The organism is Angustibacter speluncae (assembly GCF_054777815.1).
In genome coordinates this window covers 1-14,433 of sequence record NZ_BAAHAF010000110.1, presented here as the reverse complement: position 1 = coordinate 14,433, position 14,433 = coordinate 1, and the positions used below count along the sequence as shown (strand labels likewise).

The 14,433-nt window shown below is 74.8% G+C and carries 11 protein-coding genes and 1 pseudogene; 9 read left to right on the top strand and 3 right to left on the bottom strand.

Features of this window, described 5'->3' with window-relative positions; all coding sequences use genetic code 11:
• Together ACYVKY_RS13495 and ACYVKY_RS13490 are read right to left on the bottom strand one after the other, a co-directional pair.
• A pseudogene (locus ACYVKY_RS13495) lies at positions 1-138 on the bottom strand (WhiB family transcriptional regulator); the annotation flags it as partial.
• A gap of 277 nt (positions 139-415) precedes the next feature.
• Positions 416-1,030 (bottom strand): DUF1003 domain-containing protein, encoded by a 615-nt coding sequence (locus tag ACYVKY_RS13490; RefSeq protein ID WP_460435509.1) that lies wholly within the window; start codon positions 1,028-1,030, stop codon positions 416-418.
• 164 nt (positions 1,031-1,194) lie between these two features.
• Here ACYVKY_RS13490 and ACYVKY_RS13485 point away from each other — a divergent pair, with 164 nt between their 5' ends.
• From ACYVKY_RS13485 to ACYVKY_RS13445, 9 genes are all read left to right on the top strand, one after another.
• The gene (locus tag ACYVKY_RS13485; RefSeq protein ID WP_460435508.1) at positions 1,195-2,166 is read left to right on the top strand and encodes a MerR family transcriptional regulator; all 972 of its coding nucleotides are present in this window, start codon (positions 1,195-1,197) and stop codon (positions 2,164-2,166) included.
• A 176-nt stretch (positions 2,167-2,342) separates the two neighbouring features.
• Positions 2,343-2,954, top strand: coding sequence for a response regulator transcription factor (locus tag ACYVKY_RS13480; RefSeq protein ID WP_460435507.1), 612 nt, complete (start codon positions 2,343-2,345; stop codon positions 2,952-2,954).
• A gap of 186 nt (positions 2,955-3,140) precedes the next feature.
• Positions 3,141-4,670, top strand: coding sequence for an IMP dehydrogenase (gene guaB / locus ACYVKY_RS13475; RefSeq protein ID WP_460435506.1), 1,530 nt, complete (start codon positions 3,141-3,143; stop codon positions 4,668-4,670).
• A gap of 31 nt (positions 4,671-4,701) precedes the next feature.
• A complete protein-coding gene (locus ACYVKY_RS13470; RefSeq protein ID WP_460435505.1) occupies positions 4,702-5,823 on the top strand; it encodes a GuaB3 family IMP dehydrogenase-related protein in 1,122 nt (373 codons plus the stop codon).
• Positions 5,820-7,556, top strand: a complete 1,737-nt coding sequence (locus ACYVKY_RS13465) for a glycerol-3-phosphate dehydrogenase/oxidase (RefSeq protein WP_460435504.1) — start codon at positions 5,820-5,822, stop codon at positions 7,554-7,556. Before ACYVKY_RS13470 ends, ACYVKY_RS13465 begins: the two co-directional genes overlap by 4 nt.
• A 131-nt stretch (positions 7,557-7,687) precedes the next feature.
• Positions 7,688-8,386: an ANTAR domain-containing protein gene (locus ACYVKY_RS13460; RefSeq protein WP_460435503.1), complete on the top strand. Its 699-nt coding sequence runs from the start codon at positions 7,688-7,690 to the stop codon at positions 8,384-8,386.
• Positions 8,387-8,439: 53 nt separating this feature from the next.
• Entirely contained in the window at positions 8,440-10,035 is a 1,596-nt protein-coding gene (locus ACYVKY_RS13455) for a succinate-semialdehyde dehydrogenase (NADP(+)) (protein ID WP_460435502.1), read from the top strand.
• Complete coding sequence (locus ACYVKY_RS13450; protein ID WP_460435501.1) at positions 10,032-11,801, top strand: GMC oxidoreductase; 1,770 nt, start codon at positions 10,032-10,034, stop codon at positions 11,799-11,801. The genes ACYVKY_RS13455 and ACYVKY_RS13450 overlap by 4 nt, the downstream gene beginning before the upstream one ends.
• 4 nt (positions 11,802-11,805) lie before the next feature.
• Positions 11,806-12,771, top strand: coding sequence for an SDR family NAD(P)-dependent oxidoreductase (locus ACYVKY_RS13445; protein WP_460435500.1), 966 nt, complete (start codon positions 11,806-11,808; stop codon positions 12,769-12,771).
• 214 nt (positions 12,772-12,985) lie between these two features.
• On the opposite strand, the gene ACYVKY_RS13440 is transcribed toward ACYVKY_RS13445, so the two are convergent.
• The coding region (locus tag ACYVKY_RS13440) for a S8 family peptidase (protein ID WP_460435499.1) at positions 12,986-14,433 on the bottom strand (1,448 nt) is incomplete at its 5' end.

Below are 14,433 nucleotides of genomic sequence, written 5' to 3'. Positions count from 1 at the left end.
GTCACGCTGACGCCGGCGGGGGCCGCGCTCGCCCTCGGGGTGGAAGAACTGCTCGTCGCCGTACTCGCGGCACGCGCCCTGGTACTGCCACTCCCACACGTCGGCCACGGGGCCGGGGAGCCTGGAGATCTCCGCCATCACACTCTCCTGTCGGTTCGGTCCTGCGCGATGTCGACCCCTGGTGCGCGCACAGCTGGACGCCGGGTCCGTCATCGTCCGACCCTCGGGCCGGTACGTCGACGACACTAGAACCGATTCAGAAGTTGTTCAAGCCCCTGGGCGGAAGTTGTTCAGGCCATGGTCAGAACCGCTCCAGGGCGCAGGTCAGCCGAGCACGCGCGGGCGGGGTGGGTCGCAGGTTGTTCACCTCCGCGCCGGGTTGTTCACCCGTCTGCGCCGGGCGCGGGCGTCCTGGTCAGTCGTCGCCGCGGGCGGGTGCGGCGTCGGCCGCCGCGGGTACCTGGGCGGGCGCCTGCGCGGCCAGCAGCGCGCGCAGCTCGGCCAGCTCGCCCTCGATCCGGTCCATCGACTGCGCGATCCGGCCCGACACGTAGTCGCGGCTCGGCATCTCGCGCAGCGTGATGCGCACCGACGCGAGCTCGCGGGCGAGGTACTCGGTGTCGGCCAGCCCGCGCTCGGCGCGCTGCCGGTCGTTCTCGAGCCCGACCCGGTCGCGGTCGGCCTGGCGCTGCTGGGCGAGCAGGATCAGCGGGGCGGAGTAGGACGCCTGCAGCGACAGCAGCAGGGTCAGGAAGGTGAAGGTGTAGGGGTCGAACCGCAGCGGCTCCGGGCTCAGGCTGTTCCAGCCCAGCCAGACCGCGATGAAGCCGGTCATCCAGGCCAGGAACGCCGGCGTCCCCATGTACTCGGCGACCAGCTCGCTGACCCGGCCGAGCGCGTCGGTCGAGCTGGCGCGGGGTCGTCCCGAGCGGGCGCCGAACCGGCCGCGCACCAGGGGCTGGTCGAGCCCGGCGGGGGAGGAGGGGCGGGCGCCCGTCCTCAGCGTGACCTTCGTCAGCCGCCTGCGCACGAGACACCTCCACTGCGTCCTGGGGGGCGGCCGACCGGACGACGTGGCGCGACCGCGCGGCGATTCTACGGACCGTGCGGCACCCGGACGCGCCACGCTGGGTCGGCCTGCGGATGCGCCACGGGCCGCGTCAGCGCACACTGGCCGCGCGAGAGGGGCGAGAAATGCGGACCGGCGACGCGGAGGAGGGCGGGTACGTGCCGTCCTCGACCGAGGGCACGCCGGTGGGGCCGGCGACGCTGAAGGTGTCCGCCGTGGCGCGACGCCTCGGTGTGGCGCCCGCGACCCTGCGCACCTGGTCGCGCCGGTACGGGCTCGGCCCGTCGGCGCGCGTCGCGGGCGCGCACCGGCAGTACACCTCCGCCGACGTGATGCGCCTGATGGTGATGCGGCGGCTGACGCTCGAGGGGGTGTGGCCCGCCGACGCCGCCCGCGTCGCGCTCGAGTCCAGCGTCACCGAGGCGACCGAGGGCGAGCAGGTCCCCCTCGCGCCCGAGCTGGTCCCGTTCGTGGCGGGCACGCCCGCGGCGGGATCCGTGCGCGACACCGTGCGCGAGCTCACCGCGGCGGCCGCCGACCTCGACACGCCCACCTGCGCCGCGCTGGTGCGGGCGGCGATCGCCGAGCACGGGGTGCTGACGGCCTGGACGCGGGTCATGCAGCCCGTGCTCGCCGACGCCGGCCAGCGGTTCGCCAACACCGGCAGCGGGGTCGACGTCGAGCACCTGCTCAGCACCGCCGTGCTCGCCGAGCTCGTCCGGGCCACCGAGCCCGTCGCGGGCGACGCCGGCGTGCTGCTGGCCTGCGCCCCGGGCGAGAGCCACTGGCTGCCGCTGCAGGCGCTCGCGGCGGCGCTGTCCGAGGCGCAGGTGGGCGCGCGCGTGATGGGTCCGGGCGTGCCGGCGCGCGACCTGCTGAACACCGTGCGGCGGCTGCGGCCGAGGGTCGTCGTCGTGCTGGCCGTGCTGCCGGTGCAGGACGACCCGATGCCGGTGCTGCACGACCACGACGTCGCGGCGCGGCTCTACGCGGCGGGCCCGGGCTGGGCGCCGGCGCAGCTCGGCCCCGGCACCGGGCTGCTGGTCTCGCTCGACGACGCGGTCACCGAGGTGCGACGCGCCCTGTCGGGCGTGTGAGCCGACCACCTGCACGCGCAGGTGGGTGAACGGCATACTGCGTGTCACCCGCCGGGTCGCGGGTGGGGCTCAGGTCGGCGCCCGTTCGTGCCGATGGGGAGGACGTCGGGTCCACCCAGGGACCCGTCCGACCCGCGCGGCAGGCGCGGCGGCACGAACTCGTGAGGTGGGGTCACATGTCCACGGTGCTCGTCTGCGACGACTCCGGCACGGTGCGCGAGACGCTGAAGCGCGCGATCTCCCCGGTGCCCGGCGTCACCCGGGTCATCACCGCGGGCAGCGGCGAGGAGTGCCTGGCCCGCTGGCCCGTCGAGCGGCCGTCCGTCGTGCTGATGGACGTGCGGATGCCCGGCCTCGGCGGCATCGAGAGCACCCGCCAGCTGGTCGAGCGCCACCCCGAGGCGACCGTGATCATGCTCGCCGGCCCCGAGGACGGCGACGGCGTGACCCGCGCCGTCACCCAGGGCGCCCGCGGCTTCGTCGCCAAGGACGCCGCCCGCGAGGAGCTGTCCGCCGCGGTGCTGCACGTCATCACCGAGGGCCGGCGACCGCAGTCGCAGAGCCCGGCCGGCTCCGCGCCGACCACCAAGGCCCCCGACCTGACCGAGCGCGAGATCCAGGTGCTCACCGGCATGAGCCGCGGCCGCAGCAACGCCGAGATCGGCCGCGAGCTGTTCCTGTCCGAGGACACCGTCAAGACCCACGCCCGCCGGCTGTTCCGCAAGCTCGGCGCCGCCGACCGCGCGCAGGCCGTGGCGGTGGGTTACCGGGCCGGCCTGGTGCGCTGACGGCGTCCGACGGGCCCAGCCGGCGCGCGGAGCATCGACGGGTGACCGGGGTACGCGGGGGGCCCGGAGCCCGCGCGGAGCATCGACGGGTGACCGGGGTACGCGGGGGGCCCGGAGCCCGCGCGGAGCATCGACGGGTGACCGGCGTACGCGGGGGGCCCGGAGCCCGCGCGTAGCATTGGACGGGTGACGACCTCGCCCGACGCAGCGACCGGCCAGCACGACCACGCCGCGAACCCGTTCGGGTTCGTCGGGCTCACCTTCGACGACGTGCTGCTGCTCCCCGGGGCGAGCGACGTCAACCCGGCCGACACCGACACCACCACGCGCGTGTCGCGCCGCGTCGAGGTGAAGGTGCCGCTGCTGAGCAGCGCGATGGACACCGTCACCGAGTCGCGGATGGCGATCGCGATGGCCCGCCAGGGCGGGCTCGGCGTGCTGCACCGCAACCTGTCGATCGAGGACCAGGCCCACCAGGTCGACGTCGTGAAGCGGTCCGAGGCCGGCATGGTCTCCGACCCCGTCACCACCAGCCCGGACGCCACCCTCGCCGAGGTCGACGCCCTGTGCGGGCAGTACCGCATCTCCGGCCTGCCGGTCGTCGACGCCGACGGCGTGCTGGTCGGCATCGTCACCAACCGCGACCTGCGGTGGGAGACCGACATGTCGCGCCGCGCCGGCGAGGTGATGACGCGGATGCCGCTGGTCACCGCCCCGGTCGGCGTCGCGCCGGAGGAGGCCACCCGTCTCCTGCGCGAGCACAAGATCGAGAAGCTGCCGCTCGTCGACGACCGCGGCCGGCTCAAGGGCCTGATCACGGTGAAGGACTTCACCAAGAGCGAGAAGTACCCCCTCGCCACCAAGGACGGCTCGGGACGCCTGCGCGTCGCCGCCGCGATCGGGTTCTTCGACGACGGCTGGAAGCGCGCGATGGCGCTCGTCGAGGCCGGTGTCGACGTGCTCGTGGTCGACACCGCGAACGGCGAGTCCCGCGGCGTCGTCGACATGATCCGCCGGCTCAAGGCCGATCCCGCCGCCCGCGACGTCGACGTCGTCGGCGGCAACGTCGCCACCCGCGAGGGCGCGGCGGCGCTGGTCGAGGCCGGCGCCGACGGCGTCAAGGTCGGCGTGGGTCCGGGCTCGATCTGCACCACCCGCGTGGTGGCGGGCGTCGGCGTCCCCCAGGTCACCGCGATCTTCGAGGCCGCCCAGGCGTGCCGTGCGGCCGGCGTCCCGGTGATCGGCGACGGCGGCCTGCAGTACTCGGGCGACATCGCCAAGGCGATGGTCGCCGGCGCCGACTCGGTGATGCTCGGCTCGCTGCTGGCCGGCTGCGACGAGAGCCCCGGCGACCTGGTCTTCATCAACGGCAAGCAGTTCAAGGCCTACCGCGGCATGGGCTCGCTCGGCGCCGCCCAGTCGCGCGGCCGCGGCCAGTCCTACTCCAAGGACCGCTACTTCCAGGGCGGCGTCAGCGACGACGCGTTCATCGCCGAGGGCATCGAGGGCCAGGTGCCCTACCGCGGCCCGCTGCGGCACGTGGCGTTCCAGCTCGTGGGCGGCCTGCGCCAGTCGATGATGTACGTCGGCGCGCACACCGTGCCCGAGCTGAAGTCGAAGGGGCGGTTCGTCCGCATCACCTCGGCCGGGCTCAAGGAGTCGCACCCGCACGACATCCAGATGACCGTCGAGGCCCCGAACTACTCCGGCCGGTAGTCCGTCCCCGGCGCCCCGATAGCCTGGGGTCGTGACCGAGATCGAGATCGGGCGGGGCAAGCGGGGCCGGCGGGCGTACTCCTTCGACGACGTCGCCATCGTGCCCAGCCGGCGCACGCGCGACCCCGAGGAGGTCTCGGTCGGCTGGCAGATCGACGCCTACCACTTCGACCTGCCGGTGCTGGCCGCGCCGATGGACTCGGTGATGTCGCCCGCCACGGCGATCGCCCTCGGCGAGCTCGGCGGCCTCGGCGTCCTCGACCTCGAGGGCCTGTGGACGCGCTACGACGACCCCGAGCCGCTGCTGGCCGAGATCGCCTCGCTCGACCCGGCGCAGGCGACCAGCCGCATGCAGGAGCTGTACGCCGCCAAGATCGTGCCCGAGCTGATCGTCGAGCGGCTGCGCCAGGTGCGCGACGCCGGCGTCACCGTCGCCGGCGCCCTGTCGCCGCAGCGCACCCAGCAGCTGTGGAAGACGGTCGTCGACGCCGGCGTCGACCTGTTCGTCATCCGCGGCACCACGGTCTCGGCCGAGCACGTGAGCGGGCAGGCCGAGCCGCTCAACCTCAAGCGGTTCATCTACGAGCTCGACGTGCCGGTCGTCGTCGGCGGCTGCGCCACCTACACCGCCGCGCTGCACCTGATGCGCACCGGCGCCGCCGGCGTGCTGGTCGGCTTCGGCGGCGGGGCGGCGCACACCACCCGCACCACGCTCGGCATCCACGCGCCGATGGCCTCGGCCGTGGCCGACGTCGCCGCCGCCCGTCGCGACTACATGGACGAGTCGGGCGGCCGCTACGTGCACGTCATCGCCGACGGCGGCGTCGGGCGCTCCGGCGACCTGGTGAAGGCGATCGCCTGCGGCGCCGACGCCGTCATGCTCGGCGCCGCGCTCGCCCGCGCCACCGAGGCGCCCGGACGCGGCTGGCACTGGGGACCGGAGGCGCACCACGCCGAGCTGCCGCGCGGCGAGCGGGTGCAGGTCGGCACCGTCGCGCCGCTCGCGGAGATCCTGCTCGGCCCCGGACGCGTGGCCGACGGCACGAGCAACCTGGTCGGGGCGCTGAAGCGGGCGATGGCCACCACGGGCTACTCCGACCTCAAGGAGCTGCAGCGGGTCGAGGTCGTGGTCTCGCCCTACCAGCCGGCATGAGCGCGCGACGGGTGACGAAGGGGCCGCTGCCGGGCCGGATGGGGCCGGCCGAGCGGGTCGAGGCGCTGCGCGCGATGGCGGCCGACGAGCTCGACGTGCTCGTCGTCGGCGGTGGCGTGGTCGGGGCGGGCACGGCGCTCGACGCCGCGACCCGCGGGCTGTCGGTCGCGCTCGTCGAGGCGCGCGACTGGGCGAGCGGCACGTCCTCGCGCTCGTCCAAGCTGATCCACGGCGGCCTGCGCTACCTCGAGATGCTCGACTTCGCCCTGGTGCGAGAGGCGTTGCGGGAGAGGGGTCTTCTGCTCCAGCGCCTCGCGCCGCACCTTGTGCGGCCCATCCCGTTCGTGTACCCGCTCAAGGGTCGGGTGTGGGAACGGCCCTACGTCACAGCGGGTCTCACGCTGTACGACGCGATGGCGGGGCTCGCCCCCGGCAGCCGTGGCGTCCCGCTGCACCAGCAGATGACGCGCACGCAGGCGCTGCGCGAGGTGCCGGCCCTGCGCAAGGACGCCCTCGTCGGCGCGGTCCGCTACCACGACGCCGGCGTCGACGACGCGCGCCACACGATGGGCCTGGTGCGCACCGCCGCCGCCTACGGCGCGCACGTGGCCAGCCGCGCCCGCGTCGTCGACTTCCTGCGCGAGGGCGAGCGGGTCGTCGGCGCCGTCGTCCGCGACCTCGAGCACGGCCGCGACGTCCAGGTGCGGGCCCGGCAGGTCGTGAACGCCACCGGCGTGTGGACCGACGAGACGCAGGCGATGGTGGGCGAGCGCGGCCAGTTCAAGGTGCGCGCGTCCAAGGGCATCCACCTCGTGGTGCCGCGCGACCGCATCCAGTCGGGGTCCGGGCTGATCCTGCGCACCGAGAAGTCGGTGCTGTTCGTGATCCCCTGGGGCCGGCACTGGATCATCGGCACCACCGACACCGACTGGGACCTCGACAAGGCGCACCCGGCGGCGTCGGCCAGCGACATCGACTACCTGCTCGAGCACGTGAACGCGGTGCTGCGCACCCCGCTCACGCGCGAGGACGTCGAGGGCGTCTACGCCGGCCTGCGCCCGCTGCTGTCCGGCGAGGCCGACTCGACGTCGAAGCTGTCCCGCGAGCACGTCGTGGCGCACCCCGTCCCCGGCCTGGTCGTGGTGGCGGGGGGCAAGTACACGACCTACCGGGTGATGGCGTCCGACGCCGTCGACGAGGTCGCGCGCGGCCTCGACTTCCACGTGGCGCCCTCGTGCACCGACCAGGTGCCGCTCGTCGGCGCCGACGGCTTCCAGGCGGCGTGGAACGCCCGCCGGCGCACCGCTCAGGCCAGCGGCCTGCACGTCGCCCGGGTCGAGCACCTGCTGCGGCGGCACGGCTCGCGCACCAGCGAGGTCCTCGAGCTCGTCGCCGCCGAGCCGCGGCTCGGCGAGGCCCTCGACGGCGCCGACGACTACCTCGCCGCCGAGGTGGTCTATGCGGCCTCGCACGAGGGCGCGCGCCACCTCGACGACGTGCTGGCGCGGCGCACCCGCATCTCGATCGAGGCCTGGGACCGCGGCGTCAGCGCGGCCCCGCAGGTCGCGGGGCTGATGGCCGAGGTGCTCGGCTGGAGCGAGGAGCAGATCTCGCGGGAGGTCTCGCACTACCTCGCCCGGGTCGAGGCCGAGCGCGAGTCGCAGCAGATGCCCGACGACGAGACCGCCGACTCCGCCCGGCTCGGCGCCCCGGAGATCGTCCCGCTCGCCTGAGCCGTGCTCACCGTGGATGCACCGGTGCCCGTGCTGGTAGGAAGGGGGGCGCACCCCGGCCGCCTCCCCAGACCCGTGGAGGCCGAGGACACGGGGTCGGCCCCGCCCCGCAGGGGCGGGAGGGAGGAACCGTGGCCGAGCACCCTCGCCTGGCCGCCCTCGTCGACGAGGTGCGGTCCGGGCTCTCCGAGCACACCCTCGACGCCGTCGTGGAAGCGGCCCGCGACACGATCCCCGGCTGCAGCTGGGCGGGCATCACCGTCCGGCGCGGCCACCGGTTCGGGACGCTCGCCTCGACCGGTGGTCCGGTGGAGGCGGTCGACCGGGCGCAGTACGAGGCGAGGCAGGGCCCGTGCGTCGACGCGGTCGTCGACGACGACGTCTACCTGGTTCCGGACATGCGCGAGGAGACCCGCTGGCCGTCCTGGACGCCGCGGGCCCTCGACCACGGGGTGCTGTCGGTACTGAGCGTCCCGCTGGTGGCGGGGAGCACCACCGTCGGCGGGCTGAACCTCTACGGGGCCGAGCCGGGGGCGATGGGCGAGGACGACCTCGTCGACGCCGTCGAGTTCGCCCGCGCTGCGGCCCGACTGCTCGCGGTGTCGCACGAGATCACCAACCTGCGCACCGCGATGTCGACCCGGCGCACGATCGGCGCCGCGCAGGGCATCCTGCGGCACCGCTACGGCGTCGACCTCGACGAGGCGCAGGCGATCCTGGTGCGGCTCTCCCGCACCAACAACGTCAAGCTCGCGCTGCTGGCGCAGGAGGTGGTCGACGCCAACGGCGTGCCTAGCCGCCTGGTCGACGCGGCCGGCACCGCGGGGTGACGAAGGCTACGCGGGTGTAGCAATCGCGGCGGGGCTGACCTACTCTCGGGTAGGTGAGCACGCCGACGTCCTCCGCCACCTCCGTCGAGCGTCCGCGCTGGCTGTCGCCCGCGGTCGTCGACCGGCTCCTCGCCCGCGTGGTCGCGGCACCCGAGGCGACGACCCTGGCCGCCCGCAGCCCGTTCGGCGGCGAGCTGGCGCAGGTCCCCGCGTCGACCACCGACGACGTCGTCCTCGCCGTGGCCGAGGCCCGCGCGGCCCAGCCTCGCTGGGCGGCCCGTCCCGTGCACGAGCGCGCGGCGCTGCTGCTGCGGCTCCACGACCTCGTCCTGGCCCGCCAGCACGAGGTGCTCGACCTGGTGCAGCTGGAGAGCGGCAAGGCCCGCGCGCACGCCTACGAGGAGGTCGTCGACGTCGCGCTCGCGTGCCGGCACTACGGCCGCCGCTCGGCCTCGTACCTCGCGCCGTCGTCGCGCGCGGGGTTCCTGCCCGGTCTGTTCAGCACCGAGGTGCACCACCGCCCGCAGGGCGTCGTCGGCGTCATCGCGCCGTGGAACTACCCGCTGACGCTGGCGCTGTCCGACCTGCTGCCGGCGCTCGTCGCGGGCAACGCGGTCGTGCTGAAGCCCGACGACAAGACGGTGCTGACCGCCCTCTGGGGTGTCGACCTGCTCCAGCAGGCCGGCCTGCCCGAGGGGCTGGTGCAGGTCGTCGTCGGCGAGGGGTCGGTGATCGGGCCGGCCCTGGTCGACGAGGTCGACTACGTCTGCTTCACCGGCTCGACCGCCACCGGCCGCACCGTGGCCGCCCGCGCCGGCGAACGGCTGATCGGTGCCTCGCTCGAGCTGGGGGGCAAGAACCCGTTCTACGTGGCCGACGACGCCCACGTCGGCCTGGCGGCCGAGTGCGCGGTGCGCTCGGTCGTCGCCAGCGCGGGCCAGCTGTGCATGTCGACCGAGCGGCTCCTGGTGCACGAGGCCGTGCACGACCGGTTCCTCGAGGCGTTCCTGCGCCGGGTGCGCGCGGTGCGGCTCGGGTCGGGGCTCGACTACGCGGCCGACATGGGCTCGATGGTGTCGCAGGCCCAGCTCGACACCGTCGTCGCGCACGTCGCCGACGCCGTCGAGGCCGGCGCGACGGTCCTGGCCGGTGGCCGCGCCCGTCCCGACGTCGGTCCGCTCTTCCACGAGCCCACGGTGCTGGCCGACGTCCCGCGCTCGGCCCGCTGCTGGGGCGAGGAGACCTTCGGGCCGGTGGTGTCCGTCGTCCGCGTCGGGTCCGACGACGAGGCGGTCGCGATCGCCAACGACACCGCCTACGGCCTCAACGCGAACGTGTGGACGCGCGACACCGCGCGGGGTCGCCGTCTCGCCGCCCGCATCGAGGCCGGGACGGTGTCGGTGAACGAGACCTACCTGGCGAGCTGGGGCGCCATGGCCGCGCCGATGGGCGGCATGAAGGCGAGCGGGCTCGGCCGGCGCCACGGCCGCGAGGGCATCGTCCGCTTCACCCAGGCGCAGACCGTCGCCGTGCAGCACGGCAGCCGCTACGGCATCGGCGTCGGCCGGCTGCTCGACCTGCCCGACGCGACGTGGACGAAGGTGATGACCGGCGCGCTGCACGTGATGAAGCGGGCGGGTGCGTCGTGACCGCCGTCCACGAGAAGCGTTCCGGGGCAGCCGGTCTCGACCACGACGTCGTCGTGGTGGGGTCCGGTTTCGGCGGGTCGGTCGCGGCGCTGCGGCTGGCCGAGAAGGGCTACGACGTCCTGGTCTACGAGGCGGGCCGGCGGTTCGCCGACGACGAGCTGCCCCGCTCGTCGTGGGACCTGCGCCGCTACCTGTGGGCACCTGCCCTCGGGCTGTACGGCATCCAGCGCATCCACCGGCTCCCCGACGTGCTGGTGCTCGCCGGTGCCGGCGTGGGCGGCGGGTCGCTCAACTACGCCAACACCCTCTACGTCCCGCCCGACGCGTTCTTCCGCGATCCCCAGTGGGCGCACGTCACCGACTGGCGCGCCGAGCTCGCGCCGCACTACGACCAGGCGTCGCGGATGCTGGGCGTCGTCACCAACCCGTGCGAGGGCCCGGCCGAGCAGGTGATGCGCGAGGCCGCCGACGACCTCGGCGTGGGTGCCACGTTCCGCAAGACGCCCGTGGGCGTGCTGTTCGGTGACGGGCCGGTCGGGCAGGGGCGCGAGGTCGACGACCCGTACTTCGGCGGCGCCGGTCCGCGCCGCACCACCTGCACCGAGTGCGGCTCGTGCATGACCGGGTGCCGCGTCGGGGCGAAGAACACCCTGGTGAAGAACTACCTCGCGCTCGCCGAGCGGCTCGGGGTGCGGGTCGAGCCGCTGCGCACCGTCGTCGACGTCGTCCCGCTGGGTGACGACGACGCCGACGGGTACCGGGTGACGACGCGGCGCACCGGGCCGCTCGGACGACTGGGCTCGTCCTCGGTCACCACGCGGCACGTCGTCCTCGCGGCCGGGACGTGGGGCACCCAGACCCTGCTGCACGACCTGCACCGGCGCCGCAGCCTGCCGCGGCTCTCCCACCAGGTGGGCCACCTGACCCGCACGAACTCCGAGGCGCTGCTCGGCGCGATGACCGCCCGGGTGACCCCGGACGCCGACCTCTCCCGCGGCGTCGCGATCACCGCCTCGTTCCACCCGGACGACGACACGCACGTCGAGAACGTCCGGTACGGAAGGGGTTCCAACGCGATGGGCCTCCTCGCGACGTTGCTCGTCGACGGCGGTCCCGGCGGTCCGCGGTGGCTGAAGTTCCTGCGCTACGCGGCTCGGCACCCGCACGAGCTCGGCGTGCTGACCTCGGTGCGGCGCTGGAGCGAGCGGACGATCATCGGGCTGGTCATGCAGTCGCGCGACAACTCGCTGGTCGTGTCCGGCCGACGGCGGCTCCTCGGCGGCGGCACCCGGCTGGTGTCGCGGCAGGGGCACGGCGAGCCGAACCCGTCGTGGATCCCCGCCGGGCACGCGGCCGTCCGCGCCGTCGCCGACCGGCTCGGCCGCCTCACCCGCCAGCGCGGGTACGCCGGCGGCACGGTCGGCGACCTGTTCGACGTCCCGCTCACCGCGCACTTCCTCGGCGGCTGCGTCATCAGCGACGACCCGGCGACGGGCGTCGTCGACCCGTACCACCGCGTGCACGGGCACCCGGGCGTGAGCGTCGTCGACGGCTCGGCGGTCAGCGCGAACCTCGGCGTGAACCCGTCGCTCACGATCACGGCGCAGGCCGAGCGCGCGTTCTCGTTGTGGCCCAACGCCGGTGAGGTCGACGCGCGTCCGGCGCAGGGCGAGGCCTACCGGCGGCTCGACCCCGTCGCGCCCGCGCGGCCGGCCGTGCCCGCGACGGCTCCGGGTGCGCTGCGCCTCACCGTCCTGCGAGGCTGACGGGGTGAGCCCCGACGCCTGGACCCCCGACGCCCTGCCGGACCTGACGGAGCGTCTCGTCGTCGTCACCGGCGCGAACAGCGGGCTGGGGCTCGAGGCGACGGTGCTGCTCGCCGGGCACGGTGCGCGGGTGGTGATGGCGTGCCGCGACGCCGGCCGCGGCGAGGCGGCCCGCCGTGCCGTGGTCGACCGCGTCCCCGGTGCCGACGACCGCGTGGGCGTGCGTCCGCTCGACCTCGCCGACCTGGCGTCGGTCGAGGCGTTCGCCGAGGGGCTCGCGGCCGACGAGCCGCGGGTCGACGTGCTGCTGAACAACGCGGGTGTGATGGCGATCCCGCGGCGCCGCACCGCCGACGGGTTCGAGATGCAGCTCGGCACCAACCACCTCGGGCACGTCGCCCTCACGGCCGCGCTGTGGCCGCAGCTCGTCGCCGCCGGGCGGTCGGGCGAGCACGGCGACGCGCGGGTGGTCACGGTCTCGAGCGACGCGCACCGGTTCGGCCGCCTCGACCGCCGCAACCTGGCGTGGGAGCACGGGTACCGCCGCTGGCGCGCCTACGGGCTGTCGAAGCTGGCCAACCTGCTGTTCACCTTCGAGCTCGACCGGCGCCTGCACGGCACCGGCCTGCCGGTGCGGGCCGTCGCGGTGCACCCGGGCATCAGCGGCACCGACCTGTTCGCCGACCCGCTGCCCGGTCCGCTGAAGGGGATCGGCGTCGGGCTGAACAAGCTGCTGACCTCGAGCCCGACGGTGGCGTGCTGGCCGCTCGTGCGCGCCGCCACCGACCCGGCCGTGCTGTCGGGGGAGTACCTCGGCCCGTCCGGCGTCGGCCGGTTCGCGTCCGGGGCCGTGCGCCAGCAGCCCGACCCCAGGGCCCTCGACGCCGACGACGGCGAGTGGCTGTGGGAGGAGTCGGCCGACCTGGTCGAGATCGACCCCGACTTCGTCATCCGCGACCTGGACGACTGACCGCCGCCCCGCGTCCGGCACCCGCTCGCACACAGGGTGGGGTGGCCCGCACACGTGCTCGAGGGTGTGTGCGGCCCCCGGAACCGGTGTACGAGCAGACGACGAGCCCCGGACGCGCAGGAGGGCCCGGCCACCCCCTGCGGTGCCGGGCCCTCCCTCTCGCGCGTCGGCTCTCCCCGGTCCCCTCAGAACGGGGCGCCTCGCGCGGGTCCGGTCAGCCGCGCAGCGCCTGCACGGCTGCGACGACGTCGACCAGACCCGTCCCCTTGTCGTACGAGGACCCGCTCGCGGCGTACGGCGCCCCGTCGGAGTACTTGTACGCGGTCGACACCAGCGCCCGCTCGATCTCGGCGGGCGTCGCCGTCGGGTCGGCCTGCACGAGCTGGGCGACGATGCCCGCCACGTGCGGCGCGGCCATCGAGGTGCCGCTGATGGTGTTGAAGGTGCCGATGTCGAGCAGGCCGGGACCGTTGACCGGCTGCAGGCCCGTCGCGCAGATCACGAGGTACGGGCGGCACGAGGAGGTGATGTCCTCACCGGGCGCCGACAGGTCGGGCCAGGTGCTCGGGTCGCTCGCCAGACCGCGCGAGGAGTACTCGCTGACCGCGCCGTCGCGGGTGCCGGTGGCCTGGTCGTAGTAGGACGCGACGGACAGGACGCCGCCGGTCGGGTCCTGGCCGGGCGGGTTGGTGAGCGAGGCGGAGCCGTCGCCGCCGTCGTTGCCGGCGGCCCACACGGTGAGCACGCCCTCGGCGGCGAGGGCGCGTTGCAGCTTCACGGTGGCGCTGTTCGGGTCGAACTCGCCGCCGCCGGTGGGGCCGTAGGAGTTGTTGGTCACCTTGATCGGCGGGCAGGTGGACGCAGGAACGCCTGCGCCGCAGGGCGCCTCGTGGTTCTCGAGCACCCAGTTCAGGGCGGAGTCGGCGCCGATGATGAACAGCACCGCGCCGGTCGAGATCGACACCAGCTTGGCCCCGGGCGCGGCACCCATCACGCGGGTGCCGTCGGCGAGCGTGGTCGGGCGGCCGGCGACGATGCCGGACACGTGGGTGCCGTGGCCGCCGACCGACAGGGTGTCGGTGTCGACGGAGTTCGGGACCTTGACGACGCAGTCGGTGCCGGTGGTGCTCTCGTCGAGGCACAGGGACTTCAGGTTCGCCACGACCGCGGACGAGCCGTCGGGCTCGGTGAAGAACGGGTGCGTCGGGTCGATGCCCGAGTCGATGACGGCGACCGAGGTGCCCTTGCCCGTGAGCGCCGACCCGTCGGCGCCGGTGAGGGTCTGCATCGCCTCCGCGCCGCGGGTGGCCTGGTGGGAGGTGCTGAGGGTGAAGTCGATCGGGGTGTTGCCCTCGAGGTAGGTGACGCCCGGCTGCGTGCGTGCCGTCTCGATCTGGCTGCGCGTCCCGCGCGCCACGACCACGCCGATCCGGTCGTACGAGGTGACCTCGCGCAGACCGCTCGCGGCGACGGCCGACTCGGCGTCGGCGAGGGTGCGGCCGTGGACCATGACGTAGGTCGGCGTCAGCGCGCCGAGGCCGGCGAGCTGGTCGGCCAGGAAGTCCTGCACCGGCGGGAGCGCGGTGGTGCCGGTCGGGGCCGCGCTGCTGGCCGGGGCGACGGCCGCGGCGCCGACGGCGAGCGCGGCCGCTGCGGTGTCGG

Bases quoted from the DNA above. Each gene is read 5' to 3' on its own strand.
- ACYVKY_RS13485 (WP_460435508.1), top strand. From the start codon at position 1,195: ATGCGGACCGGCGACGCGGAGGAGGGCGGGTACGTGCCGTCCTCGACC.
- ACYVKY_RS13480 (WP_460435507.1), top strand. From the start codon at position 2,343: ATGTCCACGGTGCTCGTCTGCGACGACTCCGGCACGGTGCGCGAGACG.
- ACYVKY_RS13465 (WP_460435504.1), top strand. From the start codon at position 5,820: ATGAGCGCGCGACGGGTGACGAAGGGGCCGCTGCCGGGCCGGATGGGG.